A 20,154-nucleotide genomic window follows, 5' to 3' on the forward strand; every position below is an offset into this window, starting at 1 on the left:
GCCATTCCTCCGATTCGTACGGCCTTGCTTTGAACGTTTCAAACACGGGCCGGAAATTGCCGCCGTCCGCTGATGGCGGCCGGCGGCGATCCGGGGCGCGTCGGTCAGTTCCCCGACTTGTACTCGGCGTCCATCTCGTCGAGGAGCTTCCCGGGCGTGGACTGCCCGCTGAAGATCTCCTGGAGACCGCTGAGCATGGTCGCCTGGACCTTCGGGTTGGGCCAGAGCTGGTCCATGAACGGCACCGTGCGGTCCGACCCGATGAACTTGGTCAGTTCGGCGAGCGACGGGTCGGCCGCCAGGCCCGTGTCGGACAGGGTGGGCAGGCTTCCCTGCTTCTTCACGAAGGTGTTCATGCCCTCGGGCGACATCACGAAGTTCACGAACTTCAGGGCCAGTTCCGGGTTCTTCGCCTTGGCGTTGACGGCGTAGCCGGCGCCCGCCGCGGCCGGGATGAGGGTCTTGGCCGGGTCGTCGGTGGCGGGCAGTGCCTTGAGCGTGAACGTGCCCTTCGGGTTCTTCTCCTTGAGCAGGGCGATCACCCAGTTGCCCTGCACGATGCCGAGGGTCTTGCCGGTGGCGGCGAGTGTCTGGCTCGCCTCGTAGCTGGTGCCCAGAGGGTTCTTCTGGAAGCAGCCGGTCTTCTCCATCGTCAGGTACTTGTCCAGGGCCGTGGTCCACGGCGACTTCGCGAAGGTGGCCTGGCCGGCCTGCATCTGCTTGTCGAAGTCGGGGTCGTCGCCGTAGACGGTCGTGGCGACCAGCGAGTAGAGCACCAGCTGGGTGACCCAGTTGTCCTGGTTGCCGAGCGCGAAGGCCGGGGTTCCCTTGGCCTTCGCGGCCTTGCAGAAGTCCAGCAGCTGCGTCCAGGTGTCCGGCGGGGTGAGGCCGGCCTTCGTCAGGGCCTCCTGGTTGTAGACGGCGCCGATGCCGTTGAGTCCGAACAGCGCCGTGTAGGACTTGCCGTCGTACTCGGTCAGGCTCTTGACCGAGGCGGGCAGCTTGTTCACCCAGGGCTGGTCCGAGAGGTCGCGCAGATAGCCGGGCTTCGCGAGCACGTAGGTGGCCGCCGGGTTGCCGTTGCCGGGCCAGACCGACATCACGTCGGGTGCCGTGCCCGAGGCGAGCTGGGTGCGGATCTGCGGCTGGTACTGGTCGGCGCCGCTGACGGTGTACTTGACCTTGACGCCCGGGTTGGCCTTCTCGAACGCCTTGACGACGTCCTCGATGGAGCCCTGGTCCTGCGACGCGAGCGTCAGTGTCTGCGAACCACCACCGCCGCCGCCCGGGCTGTCGGAGCCCGCGTTGGTGCCGCCGCTGCACGCGGCGAGCACGGCCACGGAGGTCGCCGCCGCGATCAGGACCGGGAGTGTACGTGTCTTCATGATGCCCCCCTCGGGGAAAGTGCCACGGTGTGTGAGGGTCGGTCGGGTGTTGTCGGCCTTCATCCGCGCAGCCCTCCCGCGAAGCCGTTGATGATGCTGCGCTGCAGCAGGAAGTAGACGAGCAGGACGGGCAGGATGCTGATCACCAGTGCGGCGAAGATGAGGTTCCAGTCGGTGACGTACTGGCCGACGAAGCCCGAGATCGCGACCGGCAGGGTCTGCCGGTCGCTGCCGCTGAGGTACAGCAGTGGGGTGAAGAAGTCGTTCCAGATGGCGACCGCGTTGAGGACCAGGACGGTCACCGTGACCGGCTTGAGCATGGGCAGGACCACGTACCGGAAACCCTGCAGCGGGGTGCAGCCGTCGATCATCGCGGCGTCCTCGAAGTCACGCGGCAGGGCACGCAGGAAACCGACATAGAGGAAGACGGTGAACGGCACCTGCAGGCCCGAGTAGAACAGGACCAGCGCCCAGGGGGTGCCGAGCAGGTCCAGGTCGCGCAGGGTCTGGTACAGAGGAAGGGAGGCGAGCTGGAAGGGCAGGACCAGGCCGAGGAGGAAGGTCAGATACGCCCTCCGGGACCAGTTGGTCGCGACGCGGGCCAGCGGGTACGCCGCGAGCGACGACACGGTGAGTACGACGACGACACTGCACACCGTCACCAGCACGCTGTTGCCCAGTGCCCCGCCGAGGCCGCCCTTCTGCCAGGCCTGCGTGAAGTTGTCCAGCGTGGGCGAACTCGTCGGGCTGAGCGGCGAGGAGGTGTCCGACGGTGGCCGCACCGCCAGGTTGACCAGGACGTACACCGGGAAGGCCATGAACAGGGCGGCGGCGATCATCGCCAGTTCCAGCGCGAGGGTGCGGGGGCGGTAGCGGTTCATGACGATGCTCTCTCGTTGCGGGACAGCGCCAGGTACTGTCCGGTCGAGACGACGGCCACGATGATCGTGAGGACGACCGCGAGCGCGATGCTGTAGCCGAACTCGCCGAGGGTGAAGGCGTCCTTGTAGATCAGCGTCGAGATGGTGTCGGTGGCGTGTCCGGGCCCGCCGCCGGTCAGCGCGAACACCTGGTCGAAGAGTTTGATCCCGCCGATGATCGACAGCATCAGGTTGATGGTGAGGGCGGGGGCGAGCAGCGGCCGGGTCACCGACCAGAAGCGCCGTACGGGGCCTGCGCCGTCCATGGACGCCGCCTCGTGGACCTCCTTGGGGACCGACTGCAGTCCGGCGAGGAAGATCACCATGGAGTAGCCGGCGAACTGCCACACGATCACCCCGACCACCGACCACAGGGCCAGATCCGGATCGCCCAGCCAGTCCTGCTGCAGGCCCTTCAGCCCCACCGCGCCGAGCAGGCTGTTGACCGCTCCGTCCGGGCCCAGGAGATTCCGCCAGAGGTAGGCGGTGACGATCGGGGTGATCACGGCCGGGGCGAACAGGAAGACCCGCAGCACGTTGCGGGACTTGATGGCCGAGTTGACGCCCAGGGCCAGCAGCAGCCCCACCGCGTTCTGTACGACCGTGATGGAGACGGCGATCAGCAGGGTGTGCCAGACGGCCTGCCTCGCGTCCTCGTCGCGGAACATCTCGGAGAAGTTGTCCAGACCGACGAAGGAGAAGTCGGGCGACAGACCGTCCCAGTCCGTGAAGGCGTAGTACACACCCCGCACGCTCGGCACCAGGACGACAAAGGCGAACAGCAGCATCGCGGGAAGGGCGAACCACCACGGCGGGGTGGTCCGCTCGCGCCGACCTCGCGGAGCCGGTTCCGCGCCGGGAGGCCGGTCGACGTCCGGAAGTTGCTTGTGCGGGGTGACGGTCACCTGCGAACCTCCTCTCTTGAAACGATTCAATACGTCTGTCGGAGCGGACCTCGGATTCCGCCTCCCGACAGGGGAGCCGCCGTGGCTCCGCATCCCGTTCCGCCCCGGAACGGCGCCGAGTCCGGCACCGGACAGGAAGCCCGAGATGTCTTGAGTAACGTTTCCTAAAGGGCGTGGCCAGACCATAGGGAGCCCTCCCGCATGACGTCAAGACGTTGCGCACACACTGCGGGCGCGTTACGGGAAAGACACCTCGCCCGCTCCGGACCGCCCCCTGAGCTGCGGAATCCGCCCTACACTCGGCTGCCCAACGACTCCCCGAAAGGCAAGGACCGGATGGAGCCGCCAGCAACACGCCGCAGGATCACCATCGTCGACGTCGCGCGGCACGCTCAGGTGTCCGTCACCTCCGTGTCCAAGGTGCTGCGCAACGCCTACGGGGCAAGCCCGGAAATGCAGGAAAAGGTGCGCCGCGCGATCGACGAGCTGGGTTTCCGGCCGCACGCGGGGGCCCGGGGGCTGCGCGGGCAGACGTACACCATCGGCGTGATGCTGCCCGACATCCGCAACCCGTTCTTCCCCGAGATCCTCGACGGCATCACCGCCTCGCTGAAGGACACCGAGTACCAGGTTCTCCTGGGGCCCGGCTGCAACGGGGAGAAGGAGGAGGCCCGCGTCACCGAGGCGATGCTCGACCGCGGGATGGACGGCCTCGTCCTGGTCGCCCCCGTGTCACCGCGCGCCCACCTGGACCATGTCGGCACCGCGGTGCCGACCGTCGTCGTCGGCAGACACGGGACCTCCCCCGCGTACGACACGGTGACCGACGACGACATGGCGGGAGCCGCCCAGGTCGTCGCCCACCTCGCCGGTCTCGGGCATCGCCGGATCGCCCACATCGACCACCACGAGACGGACCCCACACGCCTCATGGAGATGCCCAACGCCCACCGCGCCAACGGCTATCGGCTGGCCATGCGGGCCCACGGGCTGGAGGAGTGGATCAACGTGGTCGCCACCAGCTATACCCAGCAGGGCGGTTACGAGGGAACGCGGCAGTTGCTGGCCCTCCCCGCCGCCGATCGCCCCACGGCGGTCTTCGCCGGAGCGGACGTCGTCGCCATGGGCGTGCTCGAAGCGGTCGCCGAAGCCGGACTGTCCGTTCCCGACGACCTCTCGGTGGCCGGCTACGACAACACGACGTTCGCCGCGTTCGGCCCCGTCTCCCTCACCAGCGTCGACCAGGCCGGCCGCGAGATGGGCAGGAACGCCGTACGACTGCTGCTGGAACGGATAGCCGACCGGGGCCGCCCGTCGACCAAGGTCACCCTCTCCCCCACGCTCGTGCCGCGCCGGTCCACGACGCGACCTGCGGAATGAGCAGGGGCACCGAACGACGTAGGAGGCATTCAACCGTTCGATTGAACATCGGATCGAGGCCTTGAGAAACGTTGCCTATTCCTCGCCTGCCGGGCAATGATGAGGGCGCCCGACGGACCATGGCCGAGCCAGGCACCGGGCTTCATCACTCCCCCCAGAGAGGTCGCCTCACCGTGCCCATTCTCAGCAGACGCCATGTTCTGGCCACCGGTGCCGCCCTCGGCATCGGCGCGTCCGCCGCCTCGGCGGTTCCGGCCGCGGCCGTGCCGGCGGGTTCCCGCCACTCGGGCGGGCGCGAGGAGACCCGTACGCTCGACGAGTTGTACCGGGCCGCGCTCGCGGAGGGCGGCAAGCTCGTCGTCTACGCCGGCGGCGACACCCCCACCCAGCAGGACGGGACGAAGGCGGCCTTCAAGGCCCGCTTCCCGGACATCGACCTGACGCTGATCGTCGACTACAGCAAGTACCACGACGTCCGCGTCGACAACCAGTTCGCCACCGACACCCTCGTCCCGGACGTCGTCCAGTTCCAGACCCTGCACGACTTCGACCGCTGGAAGGACCAGGGCCGCCTGCTGCACTACAAGCCCGCCGGGTTCTCCAAGGTCTACGACAGGTTCAAGGATCCGCAGGGCGCGTGGGTGGCCACCGGCGCCATCGCCTTCAGCTTCATGTACGACACCGCGACGGTCGGCGCGAAGACGCCGCTCACCCCGCGCGACCTGGTCGACCCGAAGTGGAAGGGCAAGATCGCCTCGGCCTACCCGCACGACGACGACGCGGTCCTCTTCCTCTACACCCTGTACGCCCGGAAGTACGGCTGGGAGTGGGTGGCCAAGTTCGCCGCCCAGGACGTGCAGTTCGCGCGGGGCAGCAACTCCCCGGGCGACGCGGTCTTCGGCGGGCAGAAGACGATCGGCGTCGGTACCGCGGGGTCCGCGGTCAGCACGACACCGGTGACGTTCGCGATCGGCGCCGGACACCCGTTCATGGCCTGGGGCCAGCGGACGGCCGTCCTCAAGGAGGCGAAGAACTCCACGGCCGCCAAACTCTTCCTCAACTGGCAGTTGTCGAAGGAGATGCAGAACGGCTCCTTCAACGGCTGGTCCGTCCGCACCGACGTCACTCCGCCGGCCGGCCTGAAGCCGATCTGGGAGTACCCGAACGCCAACGTGGACGGCTTCCCCCGCTTCATGGCCGACCGAGCCGCGGTCGAGCGCTGGAAGCAGACCTTCGCCCTGTACTTCGGCGAGGTCAAGGGCGACCCGACCCCCGGCTGGCTCGGCCTGCACCCCGGCGCGTAACAACCCCGCAAACGGTCGCGTCACCCCTTCGGGCAAGATCGGTACGGTGGCATCCGGACGACTTGAGGGGCGGCGCGACCGTGGGCGAGCAGACGGAGATCACGACGGCGAAGCAGGCCGCGGACCACGAACTCATCCTGGCGTTCGGCCGGCTGCAGGGGGCGGCGAACCGGCTGGAGTACATCCTGGGCCGGGCGCTGGAGGTGGAGTGCGGCATCAGTCATCTGATGTTCGAGGTGCTGCTGATCCTCGGGCGGGCGGGCGAGCCGGGACTCTCCATGCGGGCCGTCGCCCAGGAGCAGGTCCTGACGACGGGCGGGGCAACCCGGCTGGTGGACCGCATGGCGGCGGCCGGGCTGGTCGAGCGCGCGGAGGACCCGGACGACCGGCGCGGACGGCTGGTCCGCCTGACCGCACAGGGCGAGGAGACGGTCGTACGGGCGTCCCGGGTCCATCTGGAGAACATCAAGCGGTATCTCGTGGACCCCTTGCCCGCAGCCGACCGGAAGCGGTTCGCGGAGGATCTCCGCATCCTCAGCCACACGGCCCGGGATCTGCTGCCCCGCCTGCCCTGACCTGCGGGCCGACGGCAACGCTGATGTAATGACGCCGACCGCGCCGGTGTGTCCCAGCTCACAAGCGACCAGAAATATCTGACACGTCAGTTACTGTTCTGTCAGATGAACCGCTCGCAGTCGGCGAGCGCCACCCCTCTGCCGAGGTTTTCGATGAAGCTCGTCTACGTCTTCGACGCCTACTGCGGCTGGTCGCACGGATTCTCCGGAGCCCTGGCCGAGATCGTCTCCCGCCACCCTGACGTTCCGGTCGAGGTGGTCTCCGGCGGATTGTTCACCGGGTCGCGCCGGGTGCCGATCGGTGAGTTCGGGTACGTCCAGGGCGCGAACGCCCAGATCGCCGAGCTGACCGGCGCCGAGTTCGGCGAGGCGTACGACCGGCTGATAGCCGACGGCTCGTTCGTCATGGACTCGAAGGCCGCCGCGCGCGGTGTCGCCGCCCTGCGCGAGGCCGCGCCGTCCCGCGCGGCGGAACTGGCCGTCGCCCTGCAGCACGCCTTCTACGTCGACGGCCTCAGCCTCTCCGACCGCACCACCTACCGGAAGGTCGCCGAGCGGGCCGGGCTGGACGCCGACGCCGTGGTCGCCGCGTTCGAAGGACCCGAGGCCCGGGTGGCGGCCGAAGCCGACTTCCGCCGGACGGCCTCACTGGGCGTCACCGGATTCCCCACCCTTCTCGCAGTCGACGGCGACCAAGTCATCGTCCTGGCCCGGGGCCACGCCACCGCCGACGAGGTCGACCGGCGGCTCACGGCCCTCCGCACCCCCTGAACCTCCCCGTCCCCGCCCCTCCCCCGCGCTCAGCTCACCCCCAAGGAGTCTTCGATGAGCACCCTCTCCTTCAAGATCCTCGACCTGGACTTCCCGGCCGGCAGCAAGAACAAGACCGCCACCCTGGTCACCGGCGAGACCGAAGCCCTGCTGGTCGACGCCGCCTTCACCCGCGCCGACGGCCACCGCCTCGCCGCCGAGATCCTCGACTCCGGCAAGACGCTCACCACCGTCTTCGTCAGCCACGCCGACCCCGACTTCTACTTCGGCGCCGAAGTCCTCGCCGACGCGTTCCCCGACGCGACCTTCGTCGCCACCCCGCTCGTCATCGACCACATCGCGCACTCCTACGAGGGCAAGCTCAAGGCGTGGGCCGCGCTCGGCGCCAACCTCCCCACCCGCCTGGTCGACCTCACGCCCCTCACCGGCGACCTCACCCTGGAGGGCCACCGCTTCGAGCTGAAGGGCGGCCCGGCCGCACTGCCCGACCGCCACTACCTGTGGCAGGCCGAGAGCCGGGCCCTCCTCGGCGGCGTCCTCCTCTTCCAGCAGGAGCACGTCTGGGTCGCCGACACCCCCACCCCCGGCGACCGCGCCGCCTGGATCGACCTCCTCGACGAAATGGCCGCCCTGCAGCCGGAGCTGGTCGTCCCCGGCCACCGGCTGCCCGACACGGCCGCCGACGCGACCGCCATCTCCGCCACCCGCGAATACCTCCTCACCTTCGAGGCGGAGCTGGGCAAGGCGGCCGACGGCGCCGCGCTCACCGAGGCACTGGTCAAGCGCTACCCGGACAACGGCATGCTGATCGCCGCCCAGATCGGCGCGAAGGTCGCCAAGGGCGAGATGAAGTGGGGCTGACCATGGCCGAGTTCGACTACGCCACTTCCACCGCGCCCGCCGACGTCGTACGCCGCCAGTACCTGGCCTCAGCGGCAGGTGACCTGGAGGCCCTGCGGGCCACCCTCGCCCCCGACGTGGAGTGGACGGAGATGGCCGGCTTCCCGCTGGCCGGCACCTACCGCACCCCCGACGGCGTCACCGCCAACGTCATGGAGAAGCTCGGCCAGGACTGGGACGGCTGGACCGCCCACGACGACACCTACGTCGTCGACGGTGAGAACGTCGTCGTCCTGGCCCGCTACACCGCGACCAACAAAGCGACCGGGAAGCCGATCGCCGTCCGTGTCGCGCACCACTTCGTCGTACGCGGCGGACTCATCGTCCGCTTCGAACAGTTCGTCGACACAGCCCTCGTACGCGACGCCATGACCGGCTGACGGGGTTAGATCCGGGCGTCGGCGATCCAGGACGCGAGTGACTCGACCGCATCCGGCACAGGCCGGATGCGGTCGAGTCGTTCCACCACCTCGTCGTACAACCGCACGGACAGCACGACAGGGGTGTCCGTGCGGTTGCAGGCCACCGCAGACGTCTGCGGTGGCCTGCCGAAGTTCATCGTCCCGAGGTCGGTCGCAACCCGCGCGGCAAGTACCTCCACGACCTGGTGGGCGAGCTGTCCACCCTCAGCGACGCCTTCCGGATCCGCTGGGGCTCCCACAACGTCCGCTGCCACGGCACCGGCGTAAAACCGGTTCCACCACCTGATCGTGGGCGACCTACCCCTCGCCTGGCACGGCTCAAGCACGGGCGACGAACCCGGTCTCACTCTGCTCGTCCACACCGCCGAACCCGGCTCGCCCTCCGAAGAAACCCTGCGCCTCTTCGTCTCCTGGACCGCCGCCCAGGACGGCGTCTGCCCCGCCGACCGTCGCTAGCGAAGGCCGAACGTGACCTCAGCCGGGATGTCCACGCACACCTTGCCCGGTCGGCCCTCACCAGGTGGACCGTTCGTCAACGTGTACTGCGCGTCCGGTGCCTCATGACGTCGCTTCCAGTTCGAGTCGCCTTTGTCGGCGGCTGCGTTGGAGGACTGGGTCGGGTACAGGGGCGGACGCCACCAGTCGCTGGGTGTACTCGTGCTTGGGCCGGTCGCAGACGTCGGTGCTGCTTCCCTCTTCCACGATCCGCCCGTGCTGCAGCACCAGGGTGCGCGCGGCGAACTCCTTGACGACGGCGAGGTCGTGCGTGATGAACAGGTACGCGCAGCCGAGGGACTGCTGGAGTTCGGAGAGCAGGTCGAGGGCGGCGGCCTGGGTGGTGACGTCGAGGGCGCTGGTCGGTTCGTCGCAGATGATCAGCCGGGGTTGTCTGGCGACGGCCCGGGCGATGGCGATGCGCTGGCGCTGGCCTCCGCTGAACTGGGCCGGGTACCGGTCGGCCGCGTCCTCGGGCAGGCCGACGCGGCGGAGCAGGTCGGCGATGTGGTCGCGGACCTCGCTGCGCGCGCGGGTCGAGTCGGCGAGCAGGGGCTCGGCCAGGGTTCGGCCCACGGGGAGGGCCGGGTTGAGGGAGCCGTACGGGTTCTGGAAGATCGCCTGGATGTCGGTGGACAGGGCCCGGCGGGCGCGGCCCGTGAGGTGGGTGATATCCCGCCCGTCGAGCAGTACGCGCCCGCCGCTCACCGGGGTCAGTCCCAGGACGGCTCTGCCGATGGTCGTCTTGCCCGAGCCGGACTCGCCCACGAGGGCGACCGTCTCGGCCTGGCCGACCTCGAACGACACGTCCTCGATGACCGTGATGGGGGGCTTGCGCAGGCCGCGGGACGGATAGCGGACCGCGAGGCCGTCGACCTGGAGTACGGGGGTGCCGGTCACGCGATCCTGCCCTCGGTCGTGGCGATGCTGGGTGTGCTGGCGATGAGTTTCTTCGTGTACGGGTGCCGGGGCCGGTAGAAGATGTCCTCGACCGGGCCTTCCTCCACGATCCGGCCCTTCTCCATCACGATCGCCCGGTCGCAGACGTCGGCCACCACGCCCAGGTCGTGGGTGATCAGGACGATCGCCATGCCGCGTTCGTCGCGAAGTGACCTGAGCAGGTCGAGGATTCCGGCCTGCACGGTGACGTCGAGTGCCGTGGTGGGTTCGTCGGCGATCAGCACCTTCGGGGAGCCGGCCAGTGCCATGGCGATGACGACGCGCTGCACCATGCCGCCGGACAGCTCGTGCGGGTACCTACGGGCAACGTCGTCCGGGTCGCGCAGGTGGACGCTGGTCAGCAGCTCCCGTACGCGTTGCCGTACGGCGTCCTTACCGCCTGTCACCCCGCCGGTGCGGCGGACGACCTCGCCGAGTTGGGAGCCGATGGTGAAGTACGGGTCGAGGGCCACCATGGGTTCCTGGGAGACCAGGGCGATCTCCTTGCCGCGGATGCGCTGGAGTTCGCGCTCGGGCAGTCCGGTGATCCGGGTCCCGGCCAGCCAGGCCGAGCCGCCCGTCACCGTCCCGCCGGGGGCGAGGAGTCCGAGCAGCGACAGGCCGGTCACCGTCTTGCCGCTGCCCGACTCGCCCACGAGCCCGAAGATCTCACCGGGGTGCACCGTGAAGCCGACGGAGTCGACGACCGTACGCGGGCCCTGGGCGGTGGCGAAGGCGATGGAGTAGTCGCGTACGGCGAGCACGCCCGTGTCCGGCGCCGTGTCCGGGGTTTCGGCGGTCTCCTTGGCGATCGGCACGCGACCCGGTTTCCGCGCCCCGGCGCTGATCCCTCGCCGCCGGTCCTGGTCGAGGTCGCGCAGCCCGTCGCCGAGCAGGCCGAAGGAGAGGGACATGAGGCCGATCAGGCCGCCGGTGACGACCAGCAGGCCGGGGCTCTGCTGGATGACCTGTGAGGCCTCTCCGACCATGCCGCCCCAGCTGGGGGCGGGCGGCGGGGTGGCCAGGCCGAGGAAGCCGAGGCCGGTCTGCACCATGAGGGCGATACCGGAGAAGAGGCACACCTGGACCAGCAACTGCCCCACCAGGCCGGGGAAGATGTGCCGCGCCATGATCCGTACCGGGCCGAGCCCGGAGACCTTGGCGGCGTCCACGAAGAGTTCCTCCCGCAGGCCGATGCACGCGCTGCGGATGATCCGCGCCAGGCCCGCGGACGAGAGGACGCCGAGGGTGAGCATGGCGGCCACGTTGCTCTGACTGAAGATCGCCAGGACCGCGAGCATGAGGATGACGATGGGGACGGAGAGCATGACGTCCATCACGGCCACGATGACCCGGTCGGTCCAGCCGCGCAGATAGCCGGCGAGGATGCCGAGCGTCATGCCCAGGACGATGTAGACGCCCACGGCCACAGCCGTCCCCAGGAGGGCCGGCCGGCCGCCGTAGAGGAGCCGGCTCAGCACGTCGCGGCCGAGGTCGTCGGTGCCCAGCGGGTGGCTTCCCGACGGACCGGAGCGCGCGTGGAGCAGGTCCTGCGCCAAGGGTGGGTGCGGTGCCAGCAGCGGGGCGAGGATCACGGCGACGGTGACCGTCAGGACCACGGCGAGCGCCACCGCGGTGAGCGGGCGGCGCCAGATGCCCGCGAGGGGGTTGGCCCGCTTCCGTGGGCGCACGCTCACGAGCGGATCTGTAGCGGTCATGCCGCACGCACCTTCGGGTTCAGGAGGCTGTAGACGACGTCGACGAGCAGGTTCACCGCGATCACCAGCACCGTGAAGGTGATCGCCGCCCCCTGAACGACCGGCAGATCGTGCTGGTTGGTCGCGTCCACGACCGTCGTGCCCAGACCGGGCAGGGTGAAGACGTTCTCGACGAGGATCGAGCCGGGGATGAACGCGATCGCCGAGAGGCCCACCGCGGTCGCCACCGGCATTCCGCAGCCGCGCAGGGCGTGCTTCCAGATGATCGACGCGGGCCGGACACCGGAGGCCCGCAGGGTCCTGATGTGGTCGCGGGCCAGCGTGGACAGCATCGCGTCGCGGGTGACCTTGGAGATCAGGGCCACTCCCCCGATGGACAGCGAGACCACGGGCAGTACGAGCCCGGCCGCCCACTGCCCCGGTGACTGGGCGAAGGGCGTGTATCCGGTGGCGGGGAAGAGCTGGAACCTGACGGCGAACAGGGACATGAGCATCAGCGCGAGCCAGAAGTTGGGCAGGGCGCTGCCCAGCAGGGACACCACGTCGATCAGCCGGCGGCTGAACCGGCCCCGCGTGGCGCTGTACACGCCGAGCAGTACGCCGACCAGGGTCGACAGCAGGGTGGCCCCGATCACCAGCGTCAGCGTGACCGGCAGCCGCTGCCCGATCACCGCCAGGACGGATTCGCCGCTGAACAGCGAGTTGCCGAAGTCGCCGTGCAGGATGCCGGTCAGATACAGCCAGTACTGCTCGACGAACGGCTTGTCGAGATGGAGTGCGGCTCGCAGCGCTTCGTACTGCTCCGGTGTCGCGTTGATCCCCAGGAGCGTTCGTGCCGGGTCACCCGGCACGAACGACTCCAGGAGCGAGGTGATCGCCGAGACGACCACCAGGAGCGGGACGGACAGCGCCAGCCTGCGGAGAATGATGGAAGACATCGGTCCTCGTCAGCGGGTGGTCCACGTGGTGTTCGGGGTCAGCTGGGCGGTGCCCACTCCGAACCGAACCCCGTGCAGCTTGGTGTTGTACATGGCGATCGTGTCGATGCCGGACACCGGCAGCGCGAGGGCGTTGCGCACGATCACGTCGGTGAGGGCCTTCGCCGCCGCGCCGCTGGACGCGGGGTCCGACTTGGCGAGCCTGTCGTAGGCGGCGTCGACGTCCGGGTCGTCCACGCCGAAGACGTTCATGATGCCCGTCTTGGTGAACCCCGGCTGCTGCGCGTAGAAGTTCTCGCCGCCGCCCTGGCCGGGCGAGAGCACGGTGGCCGCGTACTTCTTGGTCAGCAGGTCGTTGATCCAGCCGCCGAAGTTGGCGGCGGCCCGCAGCGTCAGGGTGACGCCCACCTTGGAGAGCTGGTCCTGCACGGCCTGGACCATCTTGGCCGTCGAGGGGTCGAACGACCCGTAGTTCACCGGGATGGTCAGTCCCTTCGCGTATCCCGCCGCCGCAAGCAGCTGCTTGGCCTTGGCCGGGTCGTAGGGGTACACCTTCTCGGCGTCGGGGCTGTAGCCGTCGTAACCGGGCATCGCCGGCTGGGACACCGGCGCCCCGAAGTCGCCGTAGACCGCCTTCGTGATCGCGGCCCGGTCGATGGCGAAGTTCAGCGCCTGCCGGACGCGCACATCGCCGAGGCCCTTCACGACGGTGCCGGCGCGGTCGAGGAGGAACAGGCCCGCCCAGGTGGTGGGGCTCTTGAGCGTGGCGAGCGACTTGGTCCCGGTGATGGTCGGCGCCACGTCCGGGGTGCCGTACATCAGGTCGATCTGGCCGGACTTCAGGGCCTGCGCCTGCGAGTTCACGTTCGGCATCACCTTGACGGTGATCTTCTTGAAGTGGATGGCGGACTGGTCGTAGAAGTTCTTGTTCGGTACGTAGACGTAGTGGTCGCCCGAGACCGACTGCTGGGCGCTGTAGACGTACGGTCCGGCGCCGAAGGTCTCGGAGGCCAGCTTCTTCGGGTCCTTCAGGCCCGCCGGGCTGATGACGGCTCCGCCCATGAAGGCGGGCGTGAACAGGGTCCCCATGTCGGGATTCGGCGTCGGGCTGGTGATCACCACGGTCGAGGTGTCCGGCGTGGCGAAGGTCAGGGGGCGGTAGTAGGAGCCGCCGGGGCCGCTGCCCTTCTGGAAGTACTTGATCGAGTTCACGACGTCGGTGGCGGTGATCGGGGTGCCGTCGGCGAACTTCACGCCCTTGCGCAGGACGATCTGGAACTTGGTGTTCCCGCTGCCGACATAGCCCCACTTGTCGGCGAGGTCGCCCACCAGGGTGCCGTCGGCCTTGCGGGTGAGCAGCGAGGCGTAGGCGGGGTCCATGTAGTTCAGGAAGGGCCCGACCGCGACCTGGGCCGGGTCCAGGCTGTTGGGCGCGGAGTTCAGGGCGATGGTCAGGTTCGCCGGGCCGGCAGTCGCTGCGCCGGTGTCTCCGCCGCCGCAGGCGGCGAGCGCGAGCGTCGCCACGACGCCGATCGAGGCCTGGAGTGCGGTTCTTCTCTTCATCGAGGGTCTCCGTCTTTGAGGTGCGTCTTCGGGGTGCGTCTTCGGGGTGCCAGGGGAAGTGGGCGAGGAAGGAGATCGGGACGGCTCAGGAGGGACGGCTCACGGGGAGGTCGCTGCTGATGTGGTGGTCGGGCACAGGCCCGGGACCGGTCGGCCGTCGTGCCGGAGGGTCTCTCCGTCTCGTGCGCGACGCAGGCCGTCTGCTTCAATGTCGGCGACTCGATGAGTCGGCAGGCGCCTCATCGCACCACCTCGCATCGTGGCTGTTCAGAGTAGCTATAACGTGTCGTTAACACGTTATAGTGAGTGCCCGTAAATTAACTGTGTCTCCTGCGTTGCGCAAGAGGTTCCCGGAAGGTGGTTGTGGATGGCACCGCGAAGCAGGAGGGTGACCAGCGCCGACGTGGCCCGTGACGCGGGCGTGTCGCGGGCGACGGTGAGCTTCGTCCTCAACAACACGGCACACCAGAAGATCACCGACGCGACTCGCCAGCGCGTGCTGGCCGCCGCGGCGAAGCTCGGCTACGCCCCCTCCCCCGCGGCGCGGACGCTTCGCTACGGGCGCTCGGACGTCGTACTGGGTCTGCTGCCCGACTGGCCCCTCGGGCACGCCGTCGGGAACCTCATCCAGGAACTGACGCTTGCGTTCGCGAAGCGCAATCTCACCTTCGTCGTCCACTCCAGCGTCCGGGGCGCCCGCTCGCTGAGCGACATCTGGAAGGCGCTCACCCCTGCCGCCGTACTGGCCTTCGAGCCGTTCACCGACTCCGACGCGGCGGCCATGCGGTCGGCGGGCATCGAGGTGATCGTCGCCCTGTACGACTCCAGCGGACTCGGCGCGGAGGCGAGCATCACCAGCGCGAACGCGATAGGCGCCGCGCAGGCCCGCCACCTGGCCGCCTCCCACCGGCGACTCGGCTACGTCTACCCCGACGACGAGCGCGTCGCCGTCTTCGCCAGGCCGCGCCTAGACGGCGTCCGGAGCGTCTGCGCCGAACTGGGCCTGCCGGAACCCGACGTCCGGACCATCCCGCTGACACCGGACGCGGCGGCGAGCACCATCCGGACCTGGCTCGCCGCCGATCCCCCCGTGACCGGCATCTGCGCCTTCAACGACGAGTTCGCCATGACCGTGCTCGCCGGTCTGCGAAAGCTCGGCCTCGAAGCCCCCCGGGACATGGCGGTGATCGGTGTCGACGACAGCCCCGCCGCGGCGCTGGCCTGCCCGCCGCTGACCACCGTCGTCGAGGACCTCCCGGCTGTCGCCGAGTTGTACGCGGACACGGTGATGCGCGCGCTGGACGGCCCGGAGGCCTCCGCGAGCCCGGTCGAGCCGCGGATCCGGCTGGAGGTCCGCGAGTCGGCGTGAGGGCCCGCCCACCCCGCCACGGCGGCCCGTACGCCGGCCCGCGTCACCCTTGCTTCACGGAGGCTGTCCCATGCCCCTCGACCCCTACCTCGCCGAGCGACTGCATCTCATCGCCGGCCTGACGTTCGACGATCTCGCGGACCCGGACGCCCTGACCCGGTTCGGCGAGTTCGCGCGGGATCCGGCGAAATGGAACCAGCCCGACGTCGCAATTGCGAACACGACGATCCCAGGACCGCACGGACCGGTGCCGGTCCGGACGTACACTCCGCCGGGCCCCGGCGCTTCGGCCGTCCTGTGGGTGCACGGCGGTGGCTTCCTCGGCGGCGACCTCGACATGCCCGAGGCGCACGTCGTCGCGGCCGAACTGGCGGCGCGGGCCTCGGCGGTGGTGGTCTCCGTCGGCTACCGGCTGGCCACGGAGGACGTCCACTACCCGGTCCCGCTGGACGACGTCCATGCCGCGTGGCGCTGGTTCAGGACCGATGTGGCCGCCGACGCCGGACTGGTCGCCCTCGGCGGAGCGAGCGCCGGCGCGGCCCTGGCGCTGGCCTCGGCCCTCCGCGACCGGGACACGGCGCTGCGGCCCGCCGATCTCCTCCTGCTGGCCTACCCGTTCGCGCACTTCCCCGTCCCGGCCCTGGACGGCGCCACGGCCGCCGAAATGGCCGGGTTCCCGCCGACGATGCGCTTCTCGCCGGCCGGCATCGAGTTCATGGTCGAGAACTACGTCGGCCGCCTCACCGATCTACCGCGCGACGCACTCCCCGGCGCGGCTGCCCTGCACGGCCTGCCGCCCGTTCACCTGCTGCTCTCCGAGTACGACGATCTCCGCCCGTCGGGCGAGCTACTGGCCCGTCAGCTGGCCGCCTCGGGAGGAACGGTCAAGCCGTATCTGGCTGTCGGCATGCCGCACGGCCATCTCAACCGGACGCCGGCTCTCGCCGAGGTCGACCGGTCACTCGACTTCTTCGCCGAGGCCCTGCGGTAGCGGGTCGGCAACCGGAGCGGCCCACTGTGCGTCAGGACACAGCGGGCCGCGGTCTGTAGCCCGGCATACGCCACCGGGGGTGGGGCGGTTCCCCGAGCAGGCGGCGTTCAGGGACCGGTGGTCGGACTCAGGGTCAGAAGGTGGCTGCCGGAGCCGAGCGGGGCGACGGCCTCCGTGGTGCGCCAGCCCTCGGGTGCGCTGAACCGTCCGGTCGTGCCGGGTGGCACGACAGCCCTCACGGTGAGGGTGCGGCCACTGATCGACCAGGCGACCGAGGCGGTGCCGTACGGCGTGGTGATCGAGGCCTCGGCCGAGGTGAGCGTGGAGCCGGGCTGCGGGGCGATGTCGAAGGTGCGGTAACCGGGTGCGGTGGGCCGCAGTCCGGCGACGGATCGGTAGAGCCAGGCAGCGACAGCCCCGTAGGCGTAGTGGTTGAAGGACAGCATCATGCCCGCGTTCTCGACGTCGATGGTGCCGTCGGGCCGGATGGCGTCCCAGCGCTCCCACATGGTGGTGGCCCCAAGGGCGACCTGGTAGAGCCAGCCCGGGCACTCGGTGTTGAGCAGCAGGCGGTACGCCTCCTCCGTGTGCCCGGAGTTGCCGAGCGCGGGCAGGACGAACGGTGTCCCGAGGAAGCCCGTCGCGATGCGTCCGTCGCGGGCGCGCACCAGCGCGGCGAGGGCCTCGCCCACCGCGCCGCGCTCGGCGGCGGGCGCGAGGTCGAACTCCAGGGCGAGCGCGCATCCGGTCTGGGTGGTGCGGGCGTGGTCGCCCCACTTCCGCCAGGCGGCTTCGGCGGTACGCCGGTGCAGGTCGGCGTAGTGTTCGGCGTCCTCGGCGAAGCCCAGCTCACGGGCCGCGTCGGCGAGCAGACGGGCGCTGTGCGCGACGAAAGCGGTGGCGACATAGCCCGAGTCCGTGGTGGCCCGCGACGGGTCCTCCGGTGGCGCCGCCGGATCGAGCCAGTCCCCGAGCTGCGCGTTGCCGCTCCAGGTCCCGTCGTCGTCCAGGTGATCGACGGTGAACTCGACCCAGGCGCGCATCGCCGCGTAGTGACGGCCCAGCATGCTGCGCCGACCGTAGGCGTCGAAGAGCGCGGCCGGTACGACAGTGGCGGCGTCACCCCAGCCCGCGCCGGAACCGGCGAACGGCAGCTCGGCCGGCGGCGGATCGCCGAGCGGTACGTCGGGAATCACCAGCGGCACCGCGCCGTCGGCGCGCTGTTCGATACGGAGATCGGTGAGCCAGCTGTCGAGGAAGGAACCGCTGTCGAACGTGGCGCACGCGGTCGGCGCGAAGGCCATGAGGTCGCCGGTCCAGCCGAGCCGTTCGTCGCGTTGCGGACAGTCCGTGGGCACGGCCAGGAAGTTGCCGCGCTGGGAGCGTACGACGTTGGCGTACAGCGTGTTGACGCGTTCGTCGGAGCAGCGGAAGTCGCCGATGCGGCGCAGGTCGCTCGCCACGACGCGCACGTCGACCGCCTCGACGGTGACGCCGGGGGTGGCGGCGATCTCGGCGTACCGGAAGCCGTGGAAGGTGAACTCCGGCTCCAGCTCCGTGGTGTCACCGGCCAGGGTGTACCGGTCGGTGGCGCGCGCACCGCGCAGGATGCTTGTCAGCAGGCGGCCGTCGCCGTCGAGGACCTCGGCGTGGCGGACGGTCACGGTGCCTCCGCGTGGGCCGCTCGCGCGGATGGCGAGCCAGCCGGTGATGTTCTCGCCCGCGTCGACGGCGATCGTGCCGTCGGGCAGGGTCCGTAGCTCGGGCCGGATCACCTGTACGACGCGGACGGCCGGGTGGGCCCGCCCGGTCAGGCCGGTGGGCAGCGGCAGTACGGCGGCCTGCTCCCAGTCGCGGTCGTCGAAACCCGGGTGCTGCCAGTCGGGAGGCTCATGGCGGAGGTCGCGTTCGCAGCCGTCGTACAGGTCCGCCGCGAGCAGGGCTCCGTATCCGCCCTTCCAGTGTTCGTCGGTGGCGATGGTGAGGGTCGTGCCGTCGGACAGGGTGACTTCGAGCTGGGCGAGCAGGGCCGAGGTGTCGCCGTAGACGTTTCGGTTCTTGTGCCAGGTGAGGTGACCTCGGTACCAGCCGTCGCCGACCGCCGAGGCCAGGGCGTTGCGGCCGGGGGTGAGCAGGCCGGTGACGTCGTAGGCGGCGTGGAGCAGGCGGTTGGGGTAGCTGGTCCAGCCCGGTTCCAGCAGGTCGTCGGAGACCGGAAGGCCGTTGATCGTGGTGCGGTGGACGCCGAGGGAGGTGACGTACAGGCGTGCGGACACCGGCTCCGCCGGGAGCGCGAACTCCCGGCGGAGCAGCGGCACGGGGCCGGGGGAGGTACGGCCCCGGTCGGTGGGCAGGTGGACGGGGCGGGCTGTCCACTGCGCGTCGTCGAGCAGCGAGGCCTCCACCCGGGCGGGTTCGCTCCACGCCGTCCAGCCGAGGCCGGTGCGGACCCGCACTCGCCAGTACCGGACCTCGCGACTGCTCAGCGCTGCGGCCGGCCAGGGGTGGTCGGTCACCAGGTCGGACTCGACCACTCCGCTGGACACCGGTTCGCCGAAGGCAGGCCCGGCCGACACCTGGATCTCGTAGGCGCGCTGCAGGACGCCGGGCTCGTCACCGGCCAGGGACCACGACAGACGGGGTTCGGAGTACGGGGTGGCGATCAGGCCGGAGTCGTCCTCGGTGTGCAGACCGACGACCGTCGTCATGGCATCGGTCGTGCGAAGGGCCTCGATGCTCGACGTGTTCATCGCTGGAGGTGCCTTTGGAGGAATCGCAGCGTGGACCGGTGCAGGGTGGTGCGGTGCGGCACGGTTCCCCAGCCGTGGTCCGCGCCCTCGACGATCTCCACCTGTGCGTTGCCGTCGTAGTGGTCCAGATAGCGGAGCGCGTATTCGAGGGGCGCGATGTCGTCGTTGTCGCCGTGCAGGATGTGCACCGGACCGGCGTACGCGCTGGAGCGCCCGTAGACGTCGAGGGCGGCGATGTCCTTGACGAGTGCGGCGCTCATCCGGTGTCCGTCGGCGTCGACGTAGCCCTTCTCCGCGATCTCCGGAGCGAGTGCTCGGCCCTTGAGGTAGCCGCTGCCGATCTCGAAGGGGGCGACGGCGGCCGGGGACCACAGGCACAGCGCGCCGATCCCCGTCTCCTCACCTGCCGCGATGCCTGCGACCACACCCCCCATGCTCATCCCGACCAGGCCGATCCGCTCGGGGTCGGCGAAGTCGAAGGTCCGGACCGTGCGCAGCACCGCCCGGGTCTCGGCGATCTCCCCCGTGATGGTCACGTCGAAGAAGTCCCCGTCGCTCTCCCCGTGACCCGAGAGGTCGAATCGGACCGAGGCGATCCCGTTGGCCTCCAGCAGCCGCGACATGGCGACGAAGTTCGGCAGTTCGATCCGGTTGGAGGTGAAGCCGTGGACGAAGACCACGGTCGGCCAGCGGCTTTCCGGCGGTCCGTCCGGGATGTGCAGCGTGGAGCGCAGCGTCAGGCCGTTGTGCTGGAAGTCGTGGTGGCGGATCACAGGCAGGCCTCATCGGATCGGTTGTCTTCGCTTACTCGAATCGCTTACTCGAATCA

The 20,154-nt window shown here is 69.9% G+C and carries 18 protein-coding genes and 1 pseudogene; 9 read left to right on the forward strand and 10 right to left on the reverse strand.

Going from position 1 to position 20,154, the window contains the following annotated elements; genetic code table 11:
- Positions 1-104: 104 nt before the first annotated feature.
- Genes CW359_RS35160 through CW359_RS35170 form a run of 3 tightly spaced genes read right to left on the reverse strand, consistent with a single transcriptional unit; the run spans position 105 to position 3,210 of the window.
- Positions 105-1,385, reverse strand: a complete 1,281-nt coding sequence (locus CW359_RS35160; RefSeq protein ID WP_105974316.1) for an ABC transporter substrate-binding protein — start codon at positions 1,383-1,385, stop codon at positions 105-107.
- A gap of 59 nt (positions 1,386-1,444) precedes the next feature.
- Positions 1,445-2,266, reverse strand: coding sequence for a carbohydrate ABC transporter permease (locus CW359_RS35165; RefSeq protein ID WP_105974274.1), 822 nt, complete (start codon positions 2,264-2,266; stop codon positions 1,445-1,447).
- The gene (locus tag CW359_RS35170) at positions 2,263-3,210 is read right to left on the reverse strand and encodes a carbohydrate ABC transporter permease (RefSeq protein WP_105974275.1); all 948 of its coding nucleotides are present in this window, start codon (positions 3,208-3,210) and stop codon (positions 2,263-2,265) included. Before CW359_RS35170 ends, CW359_RS35165 begins: the two co-directional genes overlap by 4 nt.
- 336 nt (positions 3,211-3,546) lie before the next feature.
- Between CW359_RS35170 and CW359_RS35175 the strand changes: the two genes are divergently transcribed.
- The 6 genes from CW359_RS35175 (at position 3,547) to CW359_RS35200 (ending at position 8,520) form a co-directional block, all read left to right on the forward strand.
- Positions 3,547-4,590, forward strand: coding sequence for a LacI family DNA-binding transcriptional regulator (locus CW359_RS35175; protein ID WP_105974276.1), 1,044 nt, complete (start codon positions 3,547-3,549; stop codon positions 4,588-4,590).
- Positions 4,591-4,763: 173 nt separating this feature from the next.
- Positions 4,764-5,894: an ABC transporter substrate-binding protein gene (locus tag CW359_RS35180; RefSeq protein WP_232838745.1), complete on the forward strand. Its 1,131-nt coding sequence runs from the start codon at positions 4,764-4,766 to the stop codon at positions 5,892-5,894.
- 80 nt (positions 5,895-5,974) lie between these two features.
- Positions 5,975-6,469 (forward strand): MarR family winged helix-turn-helix transcriptional regulator, encoded by a 495-nt coding sequence (locus CW359_RS35185; protein WP_105974278.1) that lies wholly within the window; start codon positions 5,975-5,977, stop codon positions 6,467-6,469.
- A gap of 153 nt (positions 6,470-6,622) precedes the next feature.
- A complete protein-coding gene (locus CW359_RS35190; protein WP_105974279.1) occupies positions 6,623-7,240 on the forward strand; it encodes a DsbA family protein in 618 nt (205 codons plus the stop codon).
- A 54-nt stretch (positions 7,241-7,294) separates the two neighbouring features.
- Positions 7,295-8,101, forward strand: coding sequence for an MBL fold metallo-hydrolase (locus CW359_RS35195; protein ID WP_105974280.1), 807 nt, complete (start codon positions 7,295-7,297; stop codon positions 8,099-8,101).
- A 2-nt stretch (positions 8,102-8,103) separates the two neighbouring features.
- On the forward strand, positions 8,104-8,520 hold the full coding sequence (locus CW359_RS35200; RefSeq protein WP_198655507.1) for a nuclear transport factor 2 family protein: 417 nt from the start codon (positions 8,104-8,106) through the stop codon (positions 8,518-8,520).
- Positions 8,521-8,525: 5 nt separating this feature from the next.
- On the opposite strand, the gene CW359_RS46855 is transcribed toward CW359_RS35200, so the two are convergent.
- Complete coding sequence (locus CW359_RS46855) at positions 8,526-8,816, reverse strand: hypothetical protein (protein WP_408647553.1); 291 nt, start codon at positions 8,814-8,816, stop codon at positions 8,526-8,528.
- Between CW359_RS46855 and CW359_RS45530 the strand changes: the two are divergent.
- A pseudogene (locus CW359_RS45530) lies at positions 8,700-9,018 on the forward strand (MmyB family transcriptional regulator); the annotation flags it as partial. The gene CW359_RS46855 and the pseudogene CW359_RS45530 sit on opposite strands and share 117 nt — an antisense overlap.
- A gap of 102 nt (positions 9,019-9,120) precedes the next feature.
- Here CW359_RS45530 and CW359_RS35205 read toward each other — a convergent pair.
- The 4 genes from CW359_RS35205 to CW359_RS35220 are packed head-to-tail and all read right to left on the reverse strand — an operon-like array spanning position 9,121 to position 14,215.
- The gene (locus CW359_RS35205; protein ID WP_105974282.1) at positions 9,121-9,957 is read right to left on the reverse strand and encodes an ABC transporter ATP-binding protein; all 837 of its coding nucleotides are present in this window, start codon (positions 9,955-9,957) and stop codon (positions 9,121-9,123) included.
- The gene (locus CW359_RS46865) at positions 9,954-11,714 is read right to left on the reverse strand and encodes a dipeptide/oligopeptide/nickel ABC transporter permease/ATP-binding protein (RefSeq protein ID WP_105974283.1); all 1,761 of its coding nucleotides are present in this window, start codon (positions 11,712-11,714) and stop codon (positions 9,954-9,956) included. Before CW359_RS46865 ends, CW359_RS35205 begins: the two co-directional genes overlap by 4 nt.
- Complete coding sequence (locus tag CW359_RS35215; protein ID WP_105974284.1) at positions 11,711-12,652, reverse strand: ABC transporter permease; 942 nt, start codon at positions 12,650-12,652, stop codon at positions 11,711-11,713. Before CW359_RS35215 ends, CW359_RS46865 begins: the two co-directional genes overlap by 4 nt.
- A 9-nt stretch (positions 12,653-12,661) precedes the next feature.
- The gene (locus CW359_RS35220) at positions 12,662-14,215 is read right to left on the reverse strand and encodes an ABC transporter substrate-binding protein (protein WP_105974285.1); all 1,554 of its coding nucleotides are present in this window, start codon (positions 14,213-14,215) and stop codon (positions 12,662-12,664) included.
- A 367-nt stretch (positions 14,216-14,582) separates the two neighbouring features.
- On the opposite strand from CW359_RS35220, the gene CW359_RS35225 reads away from it, so the two are divergent.
- Together CW359_RS35225 and CW359_RS35230 are read left to right on the forward strand one after the other, a co-directional pair.
- Positions 14,583-15,584 (forward strand): LacI family DNA-binding transcriptional regulator, encoded by a 1,002-nt coding sequence (locus tag CW359_RS35225; RefSeq protein WP_105974286.1) that lies wholly within the window; start codon positions 14,583-14,585, stop codon positions 15,582-15,584.
- A gap of 70 nt (positions 15,585-15,654) precedes the next feature.
- On the forward strand, positions 15,655-16,575 hold the full coding sequence (locus tag CW359_RS35230) for an alpha/beta hydrolase fold domain-containing protein (RefSeq protein ID WP_105974287.1): 921 nt from the start codon (positions 15,655-15,657) through the stop codon (positions 16,573-16,575).
- Between the two features lie 107 nt (positions 16,576-16,682).
- Here the strand turns inward: CW359_RS35230 and CW359_RS35235 are convergent, their stop codons facing one another.
- Positions 16,683-19,325, reverse strand: a complete 2,643-nt coding sequence (locus CW359_RS35235) for an alpha-L-rhamnosidase (RefSeq protein ID WP_105974288.1) — start codon at positions 19,323-19,325, stop codon at positions 16,683-16,685.
- Positions 19,322-20,098 (reverse strand): alpha/beta hydrolase family protein, encoded by a 777-nt coding sequence (locus CW359_RS35240; RefSeq protein WP_105974289.1) that lies wholly within the window; start codon positions 20,096-20,098, stop codon positions 19,322-19,324. Before CW359_RS35240 ends, CW359_RS35235 begins: the two co-directional genes overlap by 4 nt.
- Between the last annotated feature and the right edge of the window lie 56 nt (positions 20,099-20,154).

The organism is Streptomyces geranii (genome assembly GCF_002954775.1).
Classification (GTDB): Bacteria; Actinomycetota; Actinomycetes; order Streptomycetales; family Streptomycetaceae; genus Streptomyces; species Streptomyces geranii.

Coding starts and splice junctions, on each gene's coding strand:
- CW359_RS35160 (WP_105974316.1), bottom strand. CDS start 1,385: ATGAAGACACGTACACTCCCGGTCCTGATCGCGGCGGCGACCTCCGTG.
- CW359_RS35165 (WP_105974274.1), bottom strand. CDS start 2,266: ATGAACCGCTACCGCCCCCGCACCCTCGCGCTGGAACTGGCGATGATC.
- CW359_RS35175 (WP_105974276.1), top strand. CDS start 3,547: ATGGAGCCGCCAGCAACACGCCGCAGGATCACCATCGTCGACGTCGCG.
- CW359_RS35190 (WP_105974279.1), top strand. CDS start 6,623: ATGAAGCTCGTCTACGTCTTCGACGCCTACTGCGGCTGGTCGCACGGA.
- CW359_RS35195 (WP_105974280.1), top strand. CDS start 7,295: ATGAGCACCCTCTCCTTCAAGATCCTCGACCTGGACTTCCCGGCCGGC.
- CW359_RS35200 (WP_198655507.1), top strand. CDS start 8,104: ATGGCCGAGTTCGACTACGCCACTTCCACCGCGCCCGCCGACGTCGTA.
- CW359_RS46865 (WP_105974283.1), bottom strand. CDS start 11,714: ATGACCGCTACAGATCCGCTCGTGAGCGTGCGCCCACGGAAGCGGGCC.
- CW359_RS35215 (WP_105974284.1), bottom strand. CDS start 12,652: ATGTCTTCCATCATTCTCCGCAGGCTGGCGCTGTCCGTCCCGCTCCTG.
- CW359_RS35220 (WP_105974285.1), bottom strand. CDS start 14,215: ATGAAGAGAAGAACCGCACTCCAGGCCTCGATCGGCGTCGTGGCGACG.
- CW359_RS35225 (WP_105974286.1), top strand. CDS start 14,583: ATGGCACCGCGAAGCAGGAGGGTGACCAGCGCCGACGTGGCCCGTGAC.
- CW359_RS35230 (WP_105974287.1), top strand. CDS start 15,655: ATGCCCCTCGACCCCTACCTCGCCGAGCGACTGCATCTCATCGCCGGC.
- CW359_RS35235 (WP_105974288.1), bottom strand. CDS start 19,325: ATGAACACGTCGAGCATCGAGGCCCTTCGCACGACCGATGCCATGACG.